The following is a 17,938-nucleotide window of genomic DNA, read 5'->3' on the forward strand; positions in this document are numbered from 1 at the left end:
CAATCAATTATTGTTCTTTAACTGTTACAAGGTGAGCAACTTTTGTAATCATACCGCGGATGGCAGCATTATCTTGATGCTCAACTGTTTGATTTAATTTACGTAAACCTAGAGCAGTAACTGTCGCGCGTTGGTCTTCAGGACGACCAATTACGCTGCGGTTGAGGGTAATTAATAGTTTGTTTGCCATTTTATTTCCCTCCTTATCCTAGCAGTTCTTCTACTGATTTACCACGTAACTTAGCTACGTCTTCAGCACGTTTTAATTGTTTTAGACCATCAATCGTTGCACGTACCATATTAATTGGAGTGTTAGTTCCTAGTGATTTAGAAAGGATATCTCCTACCCCGCCTAATTCAAGAACAGCACGGACTGGACCGCCGGCGATAACTCCTGTACCTTCAGATGCAGGCTTTAATAGAATTTCACCAGCACCAAAACGTCCAATAACTTGGTGAGGAACAGTAGTTCCAACCATTGGTACTTCGATTAAGTTCTTCTTAGCATCTTCGATTGCTTTACGAATCGCATCTGGTACTTCTTGAGCTTTACCAGTACCGAAACCAACATGACCGTTTTTATCTCCAACTACTACTAGAGCAGTAAAGCGAAAACGACGACCACCCTTAACAACTTTCGCTACACGGTTAACCGTTACAACGCGTTCTTCTAGTTCGAGTTTGTTTGGATCAATACGACGTATCATTTATGTGTCCCTCCTTTGTCTATTAAAATTGTAATCCGTTTTCACGGGCTGCATCAGCTAGTGCTTGGATACGTCCATGATAAAGGTATCCTCCACGGTCGAATACAACAGCAGTGATACCTTTTTCTACCGCACGTTTAGCGACTAATTCTCCGACCAACTTAGCTGCTTCAACATTGCTTGTAGATTCAAGGTTAAGATCTTTTTCAATAGTAGAAGCACTTGCTAAAGTAACTCCACTCATGTCATCGATTAATTGAGCATATAAATGCTTGTTAGAACGAAACACATTTAGACGTGGACGAGCTGCAGTACCGCTAAGTTTCGCACGAACACGAGCATGTCTCTTCTTGCGACTAGCATTTTTGTCAAGCTTCGTAATCATTTACGTCACTCCTTTCGTTTACCTATGCGGCATTACTTACCAGTTTTACCTTCTTTACGACGAACAAATTCGCCTTCGTAACGAATTCCTTTGCCTTTATAAGGCTCTGGAGGACGAACTTGACGAATATTGGCTGCTAATGCGCCAACACGTTCTTTGTCAGTACCTTTAATCGTAATCTTTGTATTAGCAGGTACTTCGACTTCAAGACCGCTTTCAGGTTCAATCTCAACTGGGTGAGAATATCCAACGTTTAATACAAGCTTGTTACCTTGCTTTTGAGCACGGTATCCAACCCCGATTAATTCTAATTTTCTTTCGAAGCCCTTGGAAACACCTTCAACCATGTTCGCGATTAACGCACGAGTTGTTCCGTGCAATGCGCGATGTTCTTTCACATCAGTTGGACGAGTGATCGTAACAAGGTTTTCTTCGATTTTAATTTCGATATCTGGATTAAAAGAGCGAGTAAGTTCGCCTTTTGGTCCTTTTACAGTAACAGTACTATTGTTTAAAGTAACAGTTACTCCTGCAGGGATTTCAATAGGTTTTTTTCCTACGCGAGACATTCAGTGCACCTCCATTCATTCAGAAACTATATTACCAAACGTAAGCTAATACTTCTCCGCCCACTTGTTTTGCACGAGCTTCTTTATCAGTAATAACACCATTTGAAGTTGATACTAGTGCGATACCAAGACCGTTAAGGACACGTGGCACCTCAGTAGATTTTGCGTAAACTCTAAGTCCAGGCTTGCTTATGCGCTTAAGACCTGTGATAACACGTTCGTTATTTGAACCGTACTTTAAGAAAATACGGATGATACCTTGTTTATTGTCTTCAATAAATTCGACGTCACGAACGAAACCTTCGCGCTTTAAGATTTCAGCGATTTCTTTTTTAATATTAGAAGCAGGTACTTCTAACTTTTCGTGACGCACCATGTTCGCATTACGAATGCGAGTAAGCATATCAGCAATTGGATCTGTCATGACCATTATTTTTACCTCCTTCCCAGACTTGGGTTTTACCAGCTGGCTTTTTTAACACCAGGAATTTGTCCTTTGTACGCTAATTCGCGGAAACAAATACGACAAAGCTTAAATTTACGGTATACAGAGTGTGGACGGCCACAACGTTCGCAGCGTGTATACTCTTGTACTGCATATTTAGGCGTGCGCTTTTGTTTCGCAATCATTGACTTTTTAGCCACGTTTTCGCCTCCATTATTTAACGATTACTTTTGGAACGGCATTCCAAATTGAGTTAACAGTTCACGTGCTTCTTCATCAGTGTTAGCAGTGGTTACGATAACGATATCCATACCACGAACCTTGCTTACTTTATCGTAATCAATTTCTGGGAAGATTAATTGTTCTTTAACACCCAAAGTGTAGTTACCACGACCATCGAATGATTTCTTAGAAACACCACGGAAGTCACGAACACGAGGTAAAGAAACAGAAACTAATTTATCCAAGAATTGATACATGCGCTCACCGCGAAGTGTAACTTTAGCACCGATCGGCATACCTTCACGAAGACGGAAGCCAGCGATTGATTTCTTAGCACGAGTTACTACAGGCTTTTGACCTGTAATTGTTGCTAGTTCTTCAACAGCATTATCTAAAGCTTTAGCATTTGCTACTGCGTCACCAACACCCATGTTAATAACAATTTTATCAAGTTGAGGAACTTGCATTACTGATTTATAGTTGAACTTGCTCATAAGAGCAGGAGTAACTTCTTTTACAAACTTTTCTTTTAGGCGGTTCACTTATTGTACCTCCCTTCTAAATTTTAGACTATTTATCTAATACTTCACCGGATTTTGCTACGCGTACTTTTTTGCCATCAACCGTTGTGAAACCAACACGAGTTGGGTTACCAGACTTAGGGTCGATAGGCATAACGTTTGATACATGAATTGGTGCCTCAAAGCTCATAATTCCGCCTTGTGGATTCACTTGAGAAGGTTTAGTGTGTTTTTTCACGATGTTTACACCTTCTACTAGTACACGGCTATCTTTAGGATAGGCTGCTAGGATTACTCCTGTTTTGCCTTTATCCTTACCGGAGATAACTCTTACTTTGTCACCCTTTTTAACATGCATTCGTAAGCACCTCCTTAAAGGCAATATTTATATTATAGTACTTCTGGAGCCAAGGATACGATTTTCATAAAGTTGTTATCGCGAAGTTCACGAGCAACTGGTCCGAAGATACGAGTTCCACGTGGGCTCTTATCATCCTTGATAATTACACATGCGTTTTCATCGAAACGAATGTATGATCCATCAGGTCGACGAGCACCGCTTTTCGTACGAACGATAACAGCCTTAACAACGTCACCTTTTTTAACAACGCCACCAGGTGTTGCTTGTTTCACTGTACATACGATAACATCACCAATACCCGCAGTTTTACGGCCTGAACCACCAAGAACTTTAATGGTAAGTACCTCACGAGCACCAGAGTTATCAGCAACTTTTAAACGTGATTCTTGTTGAATCATGTGTGTAACCTCCCTTCGGAATAGAGCATTTATCCGAACAATTAAATAATAACTGCTTTTTCTGTAACTTCAACTAAACGGAAACGTTTAGTAGCTGAAAGCGGACGAGTTTCCATGATACGTACGATATCGCCGATTTTTGCTTCATTTTGCTCATCATGAGCTTTAAACTTTTTAGAGTATTTAACGCGTTTACCGTAAAGAGGATGCTTTTTGTAAGTTTCGACTAAAACAGTAATGGTTTTATCCATTTTGTCAGAAACCACGCGTCCAGTGTAAACTTTGCGCTGATTACGTTCACTCATTTTGTGAACCTCCTCTCATTTATTACTTGTTAACGCTGATTTCTCTCTCACGAATCACAGTTTTCATACGAGCAATCGCTTTGCGTACTTCACGAATGCGAGCTGTATTTTCAAGTTGACCAGTCGCTAATTGGAAGCGAAGGTTGAAAAGCTCTTCTTTTAAAGATTTAACTTTTTGTTCAATTTCGGCAGTGGTAAGGTCTTTAATTTCATTAGCTCTCATTTGATTCACCACCAATTTCTTCACGTTTTACAAACTTACATTTAACTGGAAGTTTGTGCATAGCAAGACGTAGTGCTTCACGTGCTACTTCTTCAGAAACACCAGCAATTTCAAACATTACTTTTCCAGGTTTAACAACAGCTACCCAGCCTTCAGGTGCCCCTTTACCGGAACCCATCCGAACTTCTAGAGGTTTAGCAGTATATGGCTTGTGAGGGAAAATTTTAATCCAAACTTTACCGCCACGTTTCATGTAACGAGTCATTGCAATACGGGCAGCTTCGATTTGGCGGTTAGTGATCCAAGAAGCTTCAGTAGCTTGTAGGCCGAATTCACCGAATGTTACTTCAGTGCCACCTTTTGCGTTACCACGCATTTTCCCACGGTGTTGACGGCGATATTTAACGCGTTTTGGCAATAACATATTATTTGCCTCCTTCCGCAGATTTCTTCTTAGTAGGAAGGACTTCTCCCTTATAGATCCATACTTTTACGCCAAGCTTACCATAAGTAGTATCAGCTTCAGCATGAGCATAGTCGATATCAGCACGAAGAGTATGAAGTGGAACAGTTCCTTCGCTATATTGTTCTGAACGAGCAATATCTGCACCGCCTAGACGACCTGATACCATTGTTTTGATACCTTTAGCTCCTGCACGCATAGCACGTTGAATAACTTGCTTTTGTGCACGACGGAAAGATACACGATTTTCTAATTGACGAGCAATATTTTCAGCAACTAATTTCGCATCAAGATCAGCTCTTTTAATTTCAAGAATGTTGATGTGAACACGTTTGCCAGTTAATTGATTTAAAGCTTTACGAAGTGCTTCAACTTCAGTACCGCCTTTACCGATAACCATACCAGGCTTAGCAGTATGAACTGTTACATTCACACGGTTAGCCGCACGTTCGATTTCTACTTTAGAAACAGAAGCATCTTTCAAACGCTTCGTGATATACTCACGAATTTTAAGGTCTTCGTGTAAAAGATCAGCGAAGTCTTTACCAGCGTACCATTTAGATTCCCAATCTTTAATGATTCCGATACGCAAACCGACTGGATTTACTTTTTGACCCACAGGTTATCCCTCCTTCTTTTCTGATAGAACGATTGTGATGTGGCTAGTGCGTTTGTTAATCTGACTTGCACGGCCCATTGCGCGAGGACGGAAACGTTTCAACGTTGGTCCTTCATCTACAAAAGCTTGAGTTACAACCAAGCTATTAACGTCCATTTCATAATTATGCTCGGCATTTGCCATAGCAGATTTCAATACTTTTTCCACGATTGGAGAAGCAAACTTTGGAGTGTGATTTAAAATCGACACCGCTTCACCAACTTGCTTTCCTCGAATTAAATCTACGACTAAACGTGCTTTACGAGGAGCAATACGAACTGTTCTTGCAACAGCTTTAGCTTGCATTTGGATGCCCTCCTCTCTTAACGTCTGGTTTTCTTATCATCATTACCATGGCCTTTGTAAGCACGAGTTGGAGCAAACTCTCCAAGCTTGTGTCCTACCATGTCTTCAGTAACATATACAGGCACATGTTTGCGACCATCATAAACTGCGATAGTGTGGCCGATAAATTGTGGGAAGATCGTAGAACGACGTGACCAAGTTTTAACAACTTGCTTACCTTCAGTTTCATTTAACTTTTCGATCTTAACCATTAAATGATCATCAACAAATGGTCCTTTTTTAAGGCTGCGACCCATGGATGAACCTCCCTTCGTGATTGTTCTACGGCTCGTTCTTTGAACCGTAGTTCAACCCCGTTATTTTTTACGACGACGTACAATAAACTTGTCGGATTTATTTTTCTTCTTACGAGTTTTGAATCCAAGAGTTGGTTTACCCCATGGAGACATTGGTGATTTACGTCCGATTGGTGAACGTCCTTCACCACCACCGTGTGGGTGATCGTTAGGGTTCATAACAGATCCACGAACTGTTGGGCGTTTGCCTAACCAGCGTGAGCGTCCTGCTTTACCAATGTTGATAAGTTCGTGTTGCTCATTTCCTACTTGACCGATTGTTGCACGGCACTCAGCAAGAATCATACGAACCTCACCAGAATTTAAACGTACAAGTACGTATTTACCTTCTTTACCAAGAACCTGTGCTGAAGTACCAGCAGAACGAACTAATTGTCCACCCTTACCAGGTTTTAATTCGATGTTGTGTACTACTGTACCAACAGGAATGTTTGCTAATGGTAATGCATTACCTACTTTAATATCAGCCTCTGGGCCAGACATTACTTCCATACCTACTACTAGGTTTTTTGGAGCTAGGATATAACGCTTTTCACCATCTACATAATTGATTAGTGCAATATTTGCGGAACGGTTTGGATCGTACTCGATAGTGGCAACGCGTCCAGGAATGCCATCTTTGTTACGTTTAAAGTCAATGATACGGTATGAACGCTTATGGCCGCCACCTTGATGACGAACAGTTAACTTACCTTGGTTATTACGGCCGCCTTTTCTCTTTAAAGGTGCTAATAGAGATTTTTCTGGTGTGCTAGTAGTGATTTCTGCGAAATCAGATACTGTCATACCGCGACGACCATTAGAGGTAGGTTTGTACTTTTTAATCGCCATTTTATTCCCTCCTCTTCTTGTTAGTTTTTATTAAGCTTCAAAGAATTCAATTTCTTTGCTATCAGCAGTTAATTTTACAATTGCTTTACGACGTTTGTTTGTGTAACCACCGAATTTACCCATGCGCTTGAATTTACCTTTATAGTTCATGATGTTAACTTTTTCTACTTCAACGCCAAAGATCTCAACGATCGCATCTTTAACTTGAGTTTTGTTAGCTCTCACATCAACTTCAAACGTATATTTCTTTTCAGCCATTAGGTCAGTAGAACGTTCAGTGATAACGGGGCGCTTAATGATATCGCGTGCATCCATTATGCAAGCACCTCCTCTACTTTTTCAACTGCAGCTTTCGTCATGATTAATTTATCATGATTTACAACATCAAGAACATTGATTCCGTCAGCAGTTACAACTGTTACACCAGGGATGTTACGAGCAGACAATGCTACGTTCTCATCTAGGTCAGCAGTTACGATAAGAGCTTTCTTCTCAACAGAAAGGCCACCTAATACTGTTTTGAATTCTTTTGTTTTTGGTGCGTCGAAAGCTAGGCTTTCTAATACTAAAATGTTTTCTTCTAATACTTTAGAAGATAATGCTGATTTAATCGCTAAGCGACGTACCTTCTTAGGTAATTTGTAGCTGTAGCTGCGTGGTGTTGGACCAAATACAGTACCACCTCCGCGCCATTGTGGAGAACGGATTGACCCTTGACGAGCACGACCAGTTCCTTTTTGACGCCATGGTTTACGTCCACCGCCGCGTACTTCAGAACGAACTTTTACTTTATGAGTTCCTTGACGTAAAGAAGCTCTTTGCATAACAATCGCTTCAAACAATACGTGTTGGTTAGGTTCGATACCAAATACTGATTCATTAAGTTCGATTTCACCAACTTGAGATCCGTTTTGGTTAAATAATGAAACTTTAGGCATTCTTTTGTTCCTCCTTTCTTATGAAGATATTACGCTTTTACCGCACTTTTAATCTTTAATAACGCTTTTTTAGGTCCAGGAACGTTACCCTTGATTAATAACAAGTTACGCTCAACATCTACCTTTACGATTTCAAGGTTTTGTACAGTAACTTGCTCTCCACCCATACGTCCAGGTAATAATTTACCTTTAAATACACGGTTTGGAGCTACAGGTCCCATTGAACCAGGACGACGGTGATAACGTGAACCGTGAGCCATTGGGCCGCGTGATTGTCCGTGACGTTTGATAACGCCTTGGAAACCTTTACCCTTTGAGATTCCTGTTACATCTACAACATCGCCAGCAGCGAAAATATCAACTTTGACTTCTTGACCAACTTCATATCCTGTTACGTCTAATCCGCGGAATTCGCGAACGAAGCGCTTAGGAGTAGTGTTTGCTTTAGCAACATGTCCTTTTTCTGGTTTGTTGGAAAGCTTTTCGCGTTTGTCTTCAAAACCAACTTGAATAGCTTCATAACCGTCGCTATCAACTGATTTCTTTTGAAGAACTACGTTCTGAGCAGCTTCAACTACAGTTACTGGAATTAAGTTGCCGTTTTCTGCAAATACTTGAGTCATACCAATCTTTCTTCCTAAGATTCCTTTGGTCATTTAAGTCACACCTCCTATAAAATTTGGTTATTTATTATTACTAAAGTTTAATTTCAATATCAACACCAGATGGTAAGTCTAAACGCATTAACGCATCAACTGTTTGTGGAGTTGGGTTAACGATGTCGATTAGACGCTTATGAGTTCTCATTTCGAACTGCTCACGAGAATCTTTGTACTTATGCACCGCACGAAGGATCGTGTAGATTGATTTCTCAGTCGGTAGTGGAATCGGACCAGAAACGGCTGCACCTGAACGCTTTGCTGTTTCAACGATTTTTTCTGCAGACTGATCAAGAATTCTGTGATCATAAGCTTTTAAACGGATACGAATCTTTTGTTTTGCCATTATTTTCCCTCCTTTATTCGCCTATTTTAAAAATAGACATTCTCAGTGAAAATTTCCCACACACTCGCCATGGCAAAGCGGCCGGGTGTGTCAGCAACCTTTCACATCATCGCAGTCAAAGACCAACATTGTCTATTATACATAATAGATTAGGCAAACGCAACATTTTTTTATAAAATCTTTTTTGTTACGTTTAGCACACTTTTATTATTATAGCGACCTGTTTATGTAATTTCAATAGATAATATCATTCTCCAGAAATAACCTTTAAAATCGCTTTATTGTTTGAAAGTTCTTTCTATCTATTAATAGAAGAAACTCGATTAATTTATAGGCTGTTTATTTGATCTCCAGAACCTATCGAAAGTTAAATAAAAAATGGTTAACCAGAAATATCTAGCTGACCTTATATTACGAAGCGGAGACTTTCCGGTTAAATTCACATTGGAACTGGTTTCTGGGCAAATAATGGGAGATTTTCCGGTTATCCAAACAAATATTTTTCAAATTCACACTTTTCAGGTCAATAGGCGGAATCTCTCCGTTTATTTAAGCTATTTTTTATAATAATTACAAATTTAACGGATTTACTCCGTCTAATATGATTTCTTATAAATTGTTAACAACCTTTAAATAGCTAAAATATAAAAAGCAGCTGGATCGTCACCCAGCTGCTTCCCATATAACTGATAATTAAATTATTCAGTGATAGTTGTGATTGAACCTGAACCTACTGTACGGCCACCTTCACGAATTGAGAACTTAGTTCCTTCTTCGATAGCAACTGGAGCGATAAGCTCAACAGTCATTTCAATGTGGTCACCAGGCATAACCATTTCTACGCCTTCTGGAAGATTACAAATACCAGTAATATCAGAAGTACGGAAATAGAATTGTGGACGGTAGTTAGTGAAGAATGGAGTGTGACGTCCACCTTCTTCTTTTGATAAAACGTAAACTTGTGCTTTAAACTTTGTGTGTGGAGTGATTGATTTTGGCTTAGCCAAAACTTGTCCACGCTCGATTTCTTCACGTGCTACACCACGAAGAAGAGCACCGATGTTATCTCCAGCTTCAGCAAAGTCAAGAAGCTTACGGAACATTTCTACACCAGTTACAGTAGTAGATTTTGGCTCTTCAGTGAAACCTACGATTTCAACTACGTCACCAACTTTAACTACACCACGCTCAACACGTCCTGTAGCAACAGTTCCACGACCAGTGATTGAGAATACATCCTCAACTGGCATCATGAAAGGCTTATCTGTGTCACGAGTTGGTTGTGGAATCCACTCATCAACTGCGTTCATTAGTTCAAAGATTTTTTCTTCCCATGCTGCGTCGCCTTCTAGAGCTTTAAGAGCAGAACCTTTGATAACTGGAGTGTCATCGCCAGGGAAATCGTATTCAGATAATAGGTCACGAATTTCCATTTCTACTAATTCAAGAAGTTCTTCGTCATCAACCATATCACACTTGTTCATGAATACAACAAGGTAAGGTACGCCTACCTGACGAGAAAGAAGGATGTGCTCACGAGTTTGTGGCATTGGACCATCAGTTGCAGATACAACTAGGATACCGCCGTCCATTTGAGCAGCACCAGTGATCATGTTTTTAACATAGTCAGCGTGTCCTGGGCAGTCTACGTGTGCATAGTGACGGTTGTCAGTTTCATACTCAACGTGCGCAGTAGAGATTGTGATTCCACGCTCTTTTTCTTCTGGAGCACCATCGATTTGATCATATGCACGAGCTTCTGCTTTACCAGATTTAGCAAGAACAGAAGTGATTGCAGCTGTTAAAGTTGTTTTACCGTGGTCAACGTGACCAATTGTACCAATGTTAACGTGTGGCTTAGAGCGGTCGAATTTAGCTTTACCCATTAGGAAAATCCTCCTTTAATTTAAAAAAGTTAAGTATATTAGATGGAAACTGTAAATAGGTTATTCCAATTTCACAGTTTCCATTGTTACATAAGTAGTTATACTTTATTAAAAGGTGAAAATCAATTATTCACCTTTATTTTTTTTGATAATTTCTTCAGAAACTGATTTTGGTACTTCTTCATAGTGATCAAAGTGCATAGAGAATACTCCACGACCTTGTGTACTTGAACGAAGTGCAGTTGCATAACCAAACATTTCTGAAAGTGGAACCTGAGAACGAACTACTTGTGCATTACCACGAGCTTCCATACCCTCAACACGTCCACGACGTGCAGTGATTTGACCCATAATGTCACCTAGATACTCTTCAGGGATTACAACTTCAACCCTCATCATAGGCTCTAGGATTACAGGTTTACACTTTGATGCCGCGTTTTTAAGTGCCATTGAAGCAGCGATTTTAAATGCCATTTCAGAGGAGTCAACATCATGGTAAGATCCATCAAACAATCTTGCTTTAATATCAACTAGTGGATATCCAGCAAGAACACCACGATCTAATGCATCTTCAAGACCAGCTTGAACAGCAGGGATGTATTCACGAGGAACAACACCACCGACAATACCGTTTTCAAATTCGAATCCTTTACCTTCTTCGTTAGGTGAGAACTCGATCCAAACGTGTCCATATTGTCCGCGTCCACCGGATTGACGTGCAAACTTACCTTCAACTTGTGCAGAAGCACGGAATGTTTCACGGTAAGCAACCTGTGGAGCACCTACGTTAGCTTCAACCTTAAATTCACGACGCATACGGTCTACAATAATATCAAGGTGAAGTTCACCCATACCAGCGATGATAACTTGTCCAGTTTCCTGGTCAGTGTGCGCACGGAATGTTGGATCTTCTTCTTGAAGTTTTTGTAGTGCAGTTGTCATTTTATCTTGGTCAGCTTTAGACTTAGGTTCAACAGAAAGTTGGATTACTGGCTCTGGGAACTGCATAGACTCTAGGATAACAGGGTTTTTGTCATCACATAAAGTATCACCAGTAGTAGTATCTTTCAGACCTACAGCTGCAGCAATGTCACCAGCAAAAACCTTTGAGATTTCTTGACGGCTGTTTGCATGCATTTGCAGAATACGTCCGATACGTTCACGCTTGCCTTTAGTAGAGTTTTGAACATATGATCCAGACTCTAATGTACCAGAGTAAACGCGGAAGAACGTTAATTTACCAACATAAGGGTCAGTCATAACTTTAAACGCAAGAGCTGAGAAAGGCTCTTCATCACTTGAATGACGTTCTACTAATTCTTCTTCATCATCCACTGCATGTCCTTTAATCGCAGGAACATCTACTGGAGATGGAAGGTAATCGATTACTGCATCTAACATTAATTGAACACCTTTGTTTTTGAAAGCAGATCCACAAATAACAGGATAGAATTCTACATTAACAGTACCTTTACGAATACCAGCTTTAAGTTCTTCGATGGTGATTTCTTCACCGCCAAGGTATTTTTCCATTAACTCTTCATCTAATTCTGCTACAGCTTCAACTAACTTTTCACGCCATTCTTCAGCTAATTCACGGTAATCTTCAGGAATTTCTCCTACTTCAATATCAGTTCCTAAGTCATTACTGTAGAAAACAGCTTTCATTTCTACAAGGTCAATGATTGCAGAGAACTGATCTTCCGCACCGATTGGTAACTGAATTGGGTGGGCATTCGCTTGCAAACGATCATGTAATGTCTTTACAGAATACAAGAAGTCTGCACCGATTTTGTCCATTTTGTTTACAAATACTACACGTGGTACGCCGTAAGTTGTTGCTTGACGCCAAACAGTTTCAGTTTGAGGTTCAACACCAGATTGCGCATCAAGTACAGCTACCGCACCATCAAGAACACGAAGGGAACGTTCAACTTCAACTGTGAAGTCTACGTGTCCTGGAGTATCAATGATGTTTACGCGATGGCCTTTCCACGATGCAGTTGTTGCTGCGGATGTGATTGTGATTCCGCGTTCTTGCTCTTGCTCCATCCAGTCCATCTGAGAAGCACCTTCATGTGTTTCACCGATTTTATGAATTTTACCAGTGTAATAAAGGACACGCTCAGTGGTCGTCGTTTTACCGGCATCGATGTGTGCCATGATGCCGATATTACGAGTATTTACTAAGGAGAACTCTCTTGCCATGGGTCTTTCTCCTTCCTAGTATAGAAGTTTTTATATTAAAGGTAATCCTACCAACGATAGTGAGCAAACGCTTTGTTTGCTTCTGCCATTTTGTGTGTATCTTCACGCTTCTTAACAGATGCACCAGTGTTGTTAGCTGCATCCATGATTTCGTTTGCTAAACGCTCTTCCATTGTCTTTTCACCGCGAAGACGCGCATAGTTTACTAACCAACGAAGACCAAGAGTTGTACGACGATCAGGACGTACCTCAACTGGTACTTGGTAGTTTGCTCCACCTACTCGGCGTGCTCTTACCTCAAGTACTGGCATGATATTCTTCATTGCTGCTTCGAAAATTTCCATTGGCTCTTTGCCAGAGCGTTCACGGATTGTTTCAAATGCAGAGTAAAGAATTTCTTGTGATTTACCTCTTTTACCGTCAACCATCATTTTGTTGATTAGACGAGTAACTAATTTAGAATTGTAAAGTGGATCTGGTAACACGTCTCTTTTTGCTACAGGACCTTTACGTGGCATTTAATTTCCTCCTTTCAAACAAGCTTTCTATTTAAACTGTTTTATTTCTTAGCTGCTTTTGGTCTCTTAGTACCATATTTAGAACGACCTTGCATACGGTTGTTAACTCCAGCCGTATCAAGAGCACCACGTACGATGTGATAACGTACCCCCGGTAAGTCTTTTACACGTCCTCCACGAATAAGAACAACACTGTGCTCTTGAAGGTTGTGGCCAATACCAGGAATGTATGCAGTCACCTCAATACCGTTTGTCAAACGTACACGTGCATATTTACGTAACGCTGAGTTCGGTTTCTTTGGAGTCATTGTACCAACACGAGTACATACTCCGCGTTTTTGTGGTGAAGTTACATTTGTTTGTGATTTTTTGAAGCTGTTGTAACCTTTGTTAAGCGCAGGTGATTTTGACTTTTCCTCTTTAGATTGACGAGGCTTGCGCACTAATTGGTTAATAGTAGGCATGTTACTTTTCCTCCCTTCATTATTTGTAGACCCACACATCCAGGTGGTTCATTTTTGTGCAAAAAACAAAGTCCTTGCAGATCTTCTATCTACAAAAACAGTTTTTAACGGATAATTACGACAGTTGAAGCACCAACTTCTATTCCACATGCTTTCCCGAGTTTTTTCATCGAGTCAACATAGATGATTGGGATGTTCAATTCTTGAGCTAGTTTCACTACTGCTGCTGTAACTTTCGTTTCAGCGTCACTTGCAATGATCAACTCACTTGCGGTTCCACCCTGTAGTACTTTAACTGTTTGTTTAGTTCCTATAACAATCTTAGTTGCCTGTAATACTTTTTCATAAGACATTTATCATATCCTCCAAAGTATCAGGTGAATAGGAGCACCTTTGATATAATACCATCTTAAAAAATAGATGTCAACAAAACTTTCAACTTTTTATGAATAACCTATCTTTAAAATGCGGTACTCGCATTTTAAGCGGGCACCGCACATTTTAACTTTTAATCAATTGCAACTGTTTCTTCGGAGGTTGTATCCCTTAAAACAGGTTCTGCTTTGCGATAACGCTGCATACCTGTTCCCGCAGGAACTAGCTTACCGATGATAACATTTTCTTTTAAGCCGAGTAATTCATCACGTTTACCTTTAATTGCAGCATCTGTAAGAACTCTTGTAGTTTCTTGGAATGATGCAGCAGACAGGAATGAGTCAGTTTCAAGTGACGCTTTCGTAATTCCCAGTAATACAGGACGTCCAGTAGCTGGTAACTTACCTGCTAACAATGCTTTTTCGTTTGCATCTGTGAATTGGTGAATATCTAATAGTGTACCAGGAAGTACATCTGTTTCACCCGCATCACTTACGCGAACCTTACGCATCATCTGACGAACCATTACTTCTACGTGCTTATCGCCAATTTCAACACCCTGCATACGGTATACCTTTTGAACTTCGCGGAGTAAGTATTCTTGAACAGCAGTAACATCTTTTACTTTAATTAACTCTTTAGGGTCAATTGAACCTTCTGTTAATTCCTGACCACGAGCAATTTGATCATTAACTGCAACTTTTAGACGTGCTGTATATGGAGCATTATACGTACGTGATTCAATTTCACCTTGAACAATAATCTCATGCTGACGATCACGTCCTTCATTAATACCAACAACCACACCGTCAATTTCAGAAATAACCGCTTGACCTTTAGGATTACGAGCTTCAAAAATTTCTTGAATACGCGGTAAACCTTGGGTAATATCGTCTCCTGCTACACCACCTGTATGGAATGTACGCATGGTTAACTGTGTACCAGGTTCACCAATTGATTGGGCTGCAATAATACCAACTGCTTCCCCAACTTCAACTTCTTGACCTGTTGCCAAGTTACGTCCATAACACTTCTTACATACACCATGACGGGTATTACATGTAAACGCAGAGCGAATCTTCACTTCTTCGATTCCAGCACCAACAATTGTTTCTGCTAGATCCTCGGTGATAAGTCCATTTTCAGGAACTAACACTTCTTTTGTTTCTGGATGTCTAATTGGGTTTCGAGCATAACGGCCAATTAAACGTTCATCTAAACCTTCGATAACCTCCGTACCATCTTTTAAGGAACGAATTAACAAACCACGATCAGTACCACAATCATCTTCACGGACAATGACATCTTGCGCAACGTCAACAAGACGACGTGTTAAGTAACCAGAGTCAGCAGTTTTTAATGCTGTATCAGCAAGACCTTTACGCGCACCGTGTGTAGAGATAAAGTACTCTAATACTGTCAGACCTTCACGGAAACTTGATTTAATTGGTAATTCGATGATACGTCCAGCCGGGTTGGCCATCAAACCACGCATACCAGCAAGCTGAGTAAAGTTAGATGCGTTACCACGGGCACCGGAATCACTCATCATGAAAATTGGATTCGTTTTATTTAACGATTTCATCAGTTTTCCTTGAATGTTATCCTTCGCCGCACTCCATATAGCAATAACACGATCATAACGTTCGTCTTCCGTAATTAATCCACGACGGAACTGCTTCATAACGTTATCAACCTTGCTTTGTGCCTCATGAAGAATTTCTTGTTTTTCCGGTAATACCACGATATCAGCGACACCGACAGTAATACCTGCTTTTGTAGAATATTTAAATCCTAAGTCCTTCATACGGTCTAGCATTTTAGACGTTTCAGTAATTTTGAATCGTTTAAATACTTCTGCAATGATATTTCCAAGGATTTTCTTTTTGAACGGGTCTACTATTGGCATTTCTTTAATTCTAGCTGGAACATCTTCACCTTTTTCAACAAAGTACTTTGCAGGTGTTTCCACCTCTAAGTTTTGTCTCGTTGGTTCATTGATATAAGGGAATGACTTTGGAAGAATTTCATTAAAAATAAGTTTACCTACAGTCGTAATAAGCAGCTTATTATTCTGTTCTTCTGTTAAGGTTTCATTTCCTAGCGAACCAGCATGGACTGCAACACGAGTGTGCAGATGAACATAGCCATTTTGATAAGCAACTAATGCCTCGTTCGTATCTTTAAAGATCATACCCTCTCCGACAGCGTCTTCTCTTTCAAGAGTTAAGTAATAGTTACCTAGTACCATATCCTGAGAAGGTGTTACAACTGGCTTACCATCTTTAGGGTTCAAGATATTTTGAGCTGCAAGCATTAATAGTCTAGCTTCTGCTTGTGCTTCAGATGAAAGTGGAACGTGAACAGCCATTTGGTCACCGTCAAAGTCCGCATTGTACGCAGTACATACAAGAGGGTGAAGGCGAATCGCTCTTCCTTCAACAAGTGTAGGTTCAAATGCCTGAATTCCAAGTCTATGAAGTGTTGGGGCACGGTTTAATAAAACTGGGTGCTCACGAATAACATCTTCAAGTACATCCCATACTTCAGGAGATACTCTTTCAATCTTACGTTTTGCAGATTTAATATTATGGGCTAAGCCTTTTTCTACAAGTTCCTTCATAACAAATGGCTTAAATAATTCAAGAGCCATTTCTTTCGGAAGACCACATTGGTACATCTTTAAGTTAGGACCAACAACGATAACGGAACGACCAGAATAGTCAACACGTTTACCAAGTAAGTTTTGACGGAAACGCCCTTGTTTCCCTTTTAACATATGGGAAAGTGACTTTAATGGACGGTTACCTGGACCCGTTACCGGACGACCACGGCGGCCATTATCAATTAATGCGTCTACTGCTTCTTGAAGCATACGCTTTTCGTTTTGAACGATAATACTTGGAGCACCAAGATCCAACAAACGTTTTAGACGATTATTACGGTTAATTACTCGACGGTATAAATCGTTTAAATCGGATGTCGCGAATCTTCCTCCATCCAACTGTACCATTGGACGAAGCTCCGGAGGAATAACAGGAAGAACATCAAGAATCATCCATGATGGCTCATTTCCAGAGTTACGGAATGCTTCCAACACTTCAAGGCGTTTGATCGCACGAGTACGACGCTGGCCTTGAGCTGATTTTAACTCTTCTTTTAATGCGTCAACCTCTTTATTTAAGTCGATATCAGAAAGAAGTTTTTTAATCGCTTCCGCACCCATGGCTGCTTGGAATTTATTGCCGTACTTTTCACGGTATGCACGATATTCCTTTTCTGATAAAAGTTGTTTCTTATCAAGAGCAGTATCGCCTGATTCTGTTACAACATAAGAAGCAAAGTAAATAATTTCTTCTAATGCCCTAGGAGACATATCTAATACTAGTCCCATACGGCTAGGGATGCCTTTAAAATACCAAATATGAGAAACAGGAGCAGCTAGCTCAATATGCCCCATACGTTCACGACGAACTTTAGCACGTGTTACTTCAACACCGCATCGATCACATACAACACCTTTGTAACGGACACGCTTATATTTACCGCAGTGACATTCCCAGTCCTTTGTAGGACCAAAAATTCTTTCACAGAATAAACCATCTTTTTCAGGTTTCAATGTACGATAGTTAATCGTTTCTGGCTTCTTTACTTCTCCAAAAGACCAAGAACGGATTTTATCCGGTGATGCCAGACCAATCTTCATATACTCAAAATTATTAACATCCAGCAAGGGGCCTACCTCCCTTTCTATCTAGACAATCATTAGCTGAAGCACACTTAGGTGCTTCAGC

The 17,938-nt window shown here is 40.3% G+C and carries 26 protein-coding genes; all 26 read right to left on the reverse strand.

Translation table 11 applies throughout. The annotated features are described in order from the left end of the window. Window positions 1-7: 7 nt before the first annotated feature. A complete protein-coding gene (gene rpmD / locus ACN6MT_RS03320; protein WP_034676120.1) occupies window positions 8-190 on the reverse strand; it encodes a 50S ribosomal protein L30 in 183 nt (60 codons plus the stop codon). A gap of 13 nt (window positions 191-203) precedes the next feature. Continuing rightward, window positions 204-704: a 30S ribosomal protein S5 gene (gene rpsE / locus ACN6MT_RS03325; protein WP_082799596.1), complete on the reverse strand. Its 501-nt coding sequence runs from the start codon at window positions 702-704 to the stop codon at window positions 204-206. Between the two features lie 25 nt (window positions 705-729). After that, window positions 730-1,092 carry a 50S ribosomal protein L18 gene (gene rplR, locus ACN6MT_RS03330; protein WP_034676115.1) on the reverse strand — a complete coding sequence of 121 codons (363 nt, stop codon included), beginning with the start codon at window positions 1,090-1,092 and terminating at the stop codon, window positions 730-732. Between the two features lie 32 nt (window positions 1,093-1,124). Continuing rightward, the gene (rplF, locus tag ACN6MT_RS03335) at window positions 1,125-1,661 is read right to left on the reverse strand and encodes a 50S ribosomal protein L6 (protein ID WP_034676111.1); all 537 of its coding nucleotides are present in this window, start codon (window positions 1,659-1,661) and stop codon (window positions 1,125-1,127) included. Window positions 1,662-1,692: 31 nt separating this feature from the next. Beyond that, window positions 1,693-2,091, reverse strand: coding sequence for a 30S ribosomal protein S8 (rpsH, locus tag ACN6MT_RS03340; RefSeq protein WP_034676109.1), 399 nt, complete (start codon window positions 2,089-2,091; stop codon window positions 1,693-1,695). Window positions 2,092-2,120: 29 nt separating this feature from the next. After that, window positions 2,121-2,306 carry a type Z 30S ribosomal protein S14 gene (locus ACN6MT_RS03345; protein WP_034676107.1) on the reverse strand — a complete coding sequence of 62 codons (186 nt, stop codon included), beginning with the start codon at window positions 2,304-2,306 and terminating at the stop codon, window positions 2,121-2,123. A gap of 24 nt (window positions 2,307-2,330) precedes the next feature. Further along, a complete protein-coding gene (gene rplE / locus ACN6MT_RS03350; protein WP_034676105.1) occupies window positions 2,331-2,870 on the reverse strand; it encodes a 50S ribosomal protein L5 in 540 nt (179 codons plus the stop codon). 28 nt (window positions 2,871-2,898) lie between these two features. Further along, window positions 2,899-3,207: a 50S ribosomal protein L24 gene (rplX, locus tag ACN6MT_RS03355; protein ID WP_034676103.1), complete on the reverse strand. Its 309-nt coding sequence runs from the start codon at window positions 3,205-3,207 to the stop codon at window positions 2,899-2,901. Between the two features lie 32 nt (window positions 3,208-3,239). Continuing rightward, window positions 3,240-3,608, reverse strand: coding sequence for a 50S ribosomal protein L14 (gene rplN, locus ACN6MT_RS03360; protein WP_034676100.1), 369 nt, complete (start codon window positions 3,606-3,608; stop codon window positions 3,240-3,242). A 41-nt stretch (window positions 3,609-3,649) separates the two neighbouring features. Continuing rightward, window positions 3,650-3,913 carry a 30S ribosomal protein S17 gene (gene rpsQ, locus ACN6MT_RS03365; RefSeq protein WP_034676097.1) on the reverse strand — a complete coding sequence of 88 codons (264 nt, stop codon included), beginning with the start codon at window positions 3,911-3,913 and terminating at the stop codon, window positions 3,650-3,652. 22 nt (window positions 3,914-3,935) lie between these two features. Beyond that, window positions 3,936-4,136, reverse strand: a complete 201-nt coding sequence (gene rpmC, locus ACN6MT_RS03370; protein ID WP_034676094.1) for a 50S ribosomal protein L29 — start codon at window positions 4,134-4,136, stop codon at window positions 3,936-3,938. Further along, window positions 4,126-4,560 carry a 50S ribosomal protein L16 gene (rplP, locus tag ACN6MT_RS03375; RefSeq protein ID WP_034676090.1) on the reverse strand — a complete coding sequence of 145 codons (435 nt, stop codon included), beginning with the start codon at window positions 4,558-4,560 and terminating at the stop codon, window positions 4,126-4,128. Before rplP ends, rpmC begins: the two co-directional genes overlap by 11 nt. Window position 4,561: 1 nt before the next feature. After that, a complete protein-coding gene (gene rpsC / locus ACN6MT_RS03380) occupies window positions 4,562-5,218 on the reverse strand; it encodes a 30S ribosomal protein S3 (protein ID WP_034676088.1) in 657 nt (218 codons plus the stop codon). A 3-nt stretch (window positions 5,219-5,221) separates the two neighbouring features. Next, window positions 5,222-5,563: a 50S ribosomal protein L22 gene (gene rplV, locus ACN6MT_RS03385; RefSeq protein ID WP_034676086.1), complete on the reverse strand. Its 342-nt coding sequence runs from the start codon at window positions 5,561-5,563 to the stop codon at window positions 5,222-5,224. 17 nt (window positions 5,564-5,580) lie between these two features. Further along, window positions 5,581-5,859: a 30S ribosomal protein S19 gene (gene rpsS, locus ACN6MT_RS03390; protein WP_026574091.1), complete on the reverse strand. Its 279-nt coding sequence runs from the start codon at window positions 5,857-5,859 to the stop codon at window positions 5,581-5,583. Window positions 5,860-5,919: 60 nt separating this feature from the next. Continuing rightward, window positions 5,920-6,750: a 50S ribosomal protein L2 gene (gene rplB, locus ACN6MT_RS03395; protein WP_034676082.1), complete on the reverse strand. Its 831-nt coding sequence runs from the start codon at window positions 6,748-6,750 to the stop codon at window positions 5,920-5,922. Between the two features lie 30 nt (window positions 6,751-6,780). Beyond that, window positions 6,781-7,065: a 50S ribosomal protein L23 gene (gene rplW, locus ACN6MT_RS03400; RefSeq protein ID WP_034676080.1), complete on the reverse strand. Its 285-nt coding sequence runs from the start codon at window positions 7,063-7,065 to the stop codon at window positions 6,781-6,783. Next, on the reverse strand, window positions 7,065-7,688 hold the full coding sequence (gene rplD / locus ACN6MT_RS03405; protein WP_419954793.1) for a 50S ribosomal protein L4: 624 nt from the start codon (window positions 7,686-7,688) through the stop codon (window positions 7,065-7,067). Before rplD ends, rplW begins: the two co-directional genes overlap by 1 nt. Before the next feature lie 29 nt (window positions 7,689-7,717). Continuing rightward, entirely contained in the window at window positions 7,718-8,344 is a 627-nt protein-coding gene (gene rplC, locus ACN6MT_RS03410) for a 50S ribosomal protein L3 (protein ID WP_034676075.1), read from the reverse strand. 40 nt (window positions 8,345-8,384) lie between these two features. Next, window positions 8,385-8,693 carry a 30S ribosomal protein S10 gene (rpsJ, locus tag ACN6MT_RS03415; RefSeq protein WP_034676072.1) on the reverse strand — a complete coding sequence of 103 codons (309 nt, stop codon included), beginning with the start codon at window positions 8,691-8,693 and terminating at the stop codon, window positions 8,385-8,387. Between the two features lie 698 nt (window positions 8,694-9,391). Further along, complete coding sequence (gene tuf, locus ACN6MT_RS03420) at window positions 9,392-10,579, reverse strand: elongation factor Tu (RefSeq protein WP_034676069.1); 1,188 nt, start codon at window positions 10,577-10,579, stop codon at window positions 9,392-9,394. A 126-nt stretch (window positions 10,580-10,705) separates the two neighbouring features. Next, window positions 10,706-12,787 carry an elongation factor G gene (gene fusA, locus ACN6MT_RS03425; RefSeq protein WP_419954794.1) on the reverse strand — a complete coding sequence of 694 codons (2,082 nt, stop codon included), beginning with the start codon at window positions 12,785-12,787 and terminating at the stop codon, window positions 10,706-10,708. Between the two features lie 47 nt (window positions 12,788-12,834). Beyond that, window positions 12,835-13,305 carry a 30S ribosomal protein S7 gene (gene rpsG / locus ACN6MT_RS03430; protein ID WP_034676063.1) on the reverse strand — a complete coding sequence of 157 codons (471 nt, stop codon included), beginning with the start codon at window positions 13,303-13,305 and terminating at the stop codon, window positions 12,835-12,837. Window positions 13,306-13,346: 41 nt separating this feature from the next. Then, the gene (rpsL, locus tag ACN6MT_RS03435) at window positions 13,347-13,769 is read right to left on the reverse strand and encodes a 30S ribosomal protein S12 (RefSeq protein ID WP_034676061.1); all 423 of its coding nucleotides are present in this window, start codon (window positions 13,767-13,769) and stop codon (window positions 13,347-13,349) included. A gap of 104 nt (window positions 13,770-13,873) precedes the next feature. Then, window positions 13,874-14,122, reverse strand: coding sequence for a 50S ribosomal protein L7ae-like protein (locus ACN6MT_RS03440; protein ID WP_419954795.1), 249 nt, complete (start codon window positions 14,120-14,122; stop codon window positions 13,874-13,876). A 155-nt stretch (window positions 14,123-14,277) separates the two neighbouring features. Then, the gene (gene rpoC / locus ACN6MT_RS03445) at window positions 14,278-17,877 is read right to left on the reverse strand and encodes a DNA-directed RNA polymerase subunit beta' (protein WP_419954796.1); all 3,600 of its coding nucleotides are present in this window, start codon (window positions 17,875-17,877) and stop codon (window positions 14,278-14,280) included. Window positions 17,878-17,938: the final 61 nt, after the last annotated feature.

Origin of the sequence: Neobacillus niacini, assembly GCF_048572935.1 — a bacterium.
GTDB lineage: Bacteria > Bacillota > Bacilli > Bacillales > Cytobacillaceae > Neobacillus > Neobacillus niacini.

What these genes read in the sequence shown, in the direction of transcription:
- rpmD (WP_034676120.1), bottom strand. Translation starts at nt 190, where the DNA reads ATGGCAAACAAACTATTAATTACCCTCAACCGCAGCGTAATTGGTCGT.
- rplR (WP_034676115.1), bottom strand. Translation starts at nt 1,092, where the DNA reads ATGATTACGAAGCTTGACAAAAATGCTAGTCGCAAGAAGAGACATGCT.
- rplF (WP_034676111.1), bottom strand. Translation starts at nt 1,661, where the DNA reads ATGTCTCGCGTAGGAAAAAAACCTATTGAAATCCCTGCAGGAGTAACT.
- rpsH (WP_034676109.1), bottom strand. Translation starts at nt 2,091, where the DNA reads ATGGTCATGACAGATCCAATTGCTGATATGCTTACTCGCATTCGTAAT.
- rplX (WP_034676103.1), bottom strand. Translation starts at nt 3,207, where the DNA reads ATGCATGTTAAAAAGGGTGACAAAGTAAGAGTTATCTCCGGTAAGGAT.
- rplN (WP_034676100.1), bottom strand. Translation starts at nt 3,608, where the DNA reads ATGATTCAACAAGAATCACGTTTAAAAGTTGCTGATAACTCTGGTGCT.
- rpsQ (WP_034676097.1), bottom strand. Translation starts at nt 3,913, where the DNA reads ATGAGTGAACGTAATCAGCGCAAAGTTTACACTGGACGCGTGGTTTCT.
- rpmC (WP_034676094.1), bottom strand. Translation starts at nt 4,136, where the DNA reads ATGAGAGCTAATGAAATTAAAGACCTTACCACTGCCGAAATTGAACAA.
- rplP (WP_034676090.1), bottom strand. Translation starts at nt 4,560, where the DNA reads ATGTTATTGCCAAAACGCGTTAAATATCGCCGTCAACACCGTGGGAAA.
- rplV (WP_034676086.1), bottom strand. Translation starts at nt 5,563, where the DNA reads ATGCAAGCTAAAGCTGTTGCAAGAACAGTTCGTATTGCTCCTCGTAAA.
- rpsS (WP_026574091.1), bottom strand. Translation starts at nt 5,859, where the DNA reads ATGGGTCGCAGCCTTAAAAAAGGACCATTTGTTGATGATCATTTAATG.
- rplB (WP_034676082.1), bottom strand. Translation starts at nt 6,750, where the DNA reads ATGGCGATTAAAAAGTACAAACCTACCTCTAATGGTCGTCGCGGTATG.
- rplW (WP_034676080.1), bottom strand. Translation starts at nt 7,065, where the DNA reads ATGGATGCACGCGATATCATTAAGCGCCCCGTTATCACTGAACGTTCT.
- rplD (WP_419954793.1), bottom strand. Translation starts at nt 7,688, where the DNA reads ATGCCTAAAGTTTCATTATTTAACCAAAACGGATCTCAAGTTGGTGAA.
- rplC (WP_034676075.1), bottom strand. Translation starts at nt 8,344, where the DNA reads ATGACCAAAGGAATCTTAGGAAGAAAGATTGGTATGACTCAAGTATTT.
- rpsJ (WP_034676072.1), bottom strand. Translation starts at nt 8,693, where the DNA reads ATGGCAAAACAAAAGATTCGTATCCGTTTAAAAGCTTATGATCACAGA.
- tuf (WP_034676069.1), bottom strand. Translation starts at nt 10,579, where the DNA reads ATGGGTAAAGCTAAATTCGACCGCTCTAAGCCACACGTTAACATTGGT.
- fusA (WP_419954794.1), bottom strand. Translation starts at nt 12,787, where the DNA reads ATGGCAAGAGAGTTCTCCTTAGTAAATACTCGTAATATCGGCATCATG.
- rpsG (WP_034676063.1), bottom strand. Translation starts at nt 13,305, where the DNA reads ATGCCACGTAAAGGTCCTGTAGCAAAAAGAGACGTGTTACCAGATCCA.
- rpsL (WP_034676061.1), bottom strand. Translation starts at nt 13,769, where the DNA reads ATGCCTACTATTAACCAATTAGTGCGCAAGCCTCGTCAATCTAAAGAG.
- ACN6MT_RS03440 (WP_419954795.1), bottom strand. Translation starts at nt 14,122, where the DNA reads ATGTCTTATGAAAAAGTATTACAGGCAACTAAGATTGTTATAGGAACT.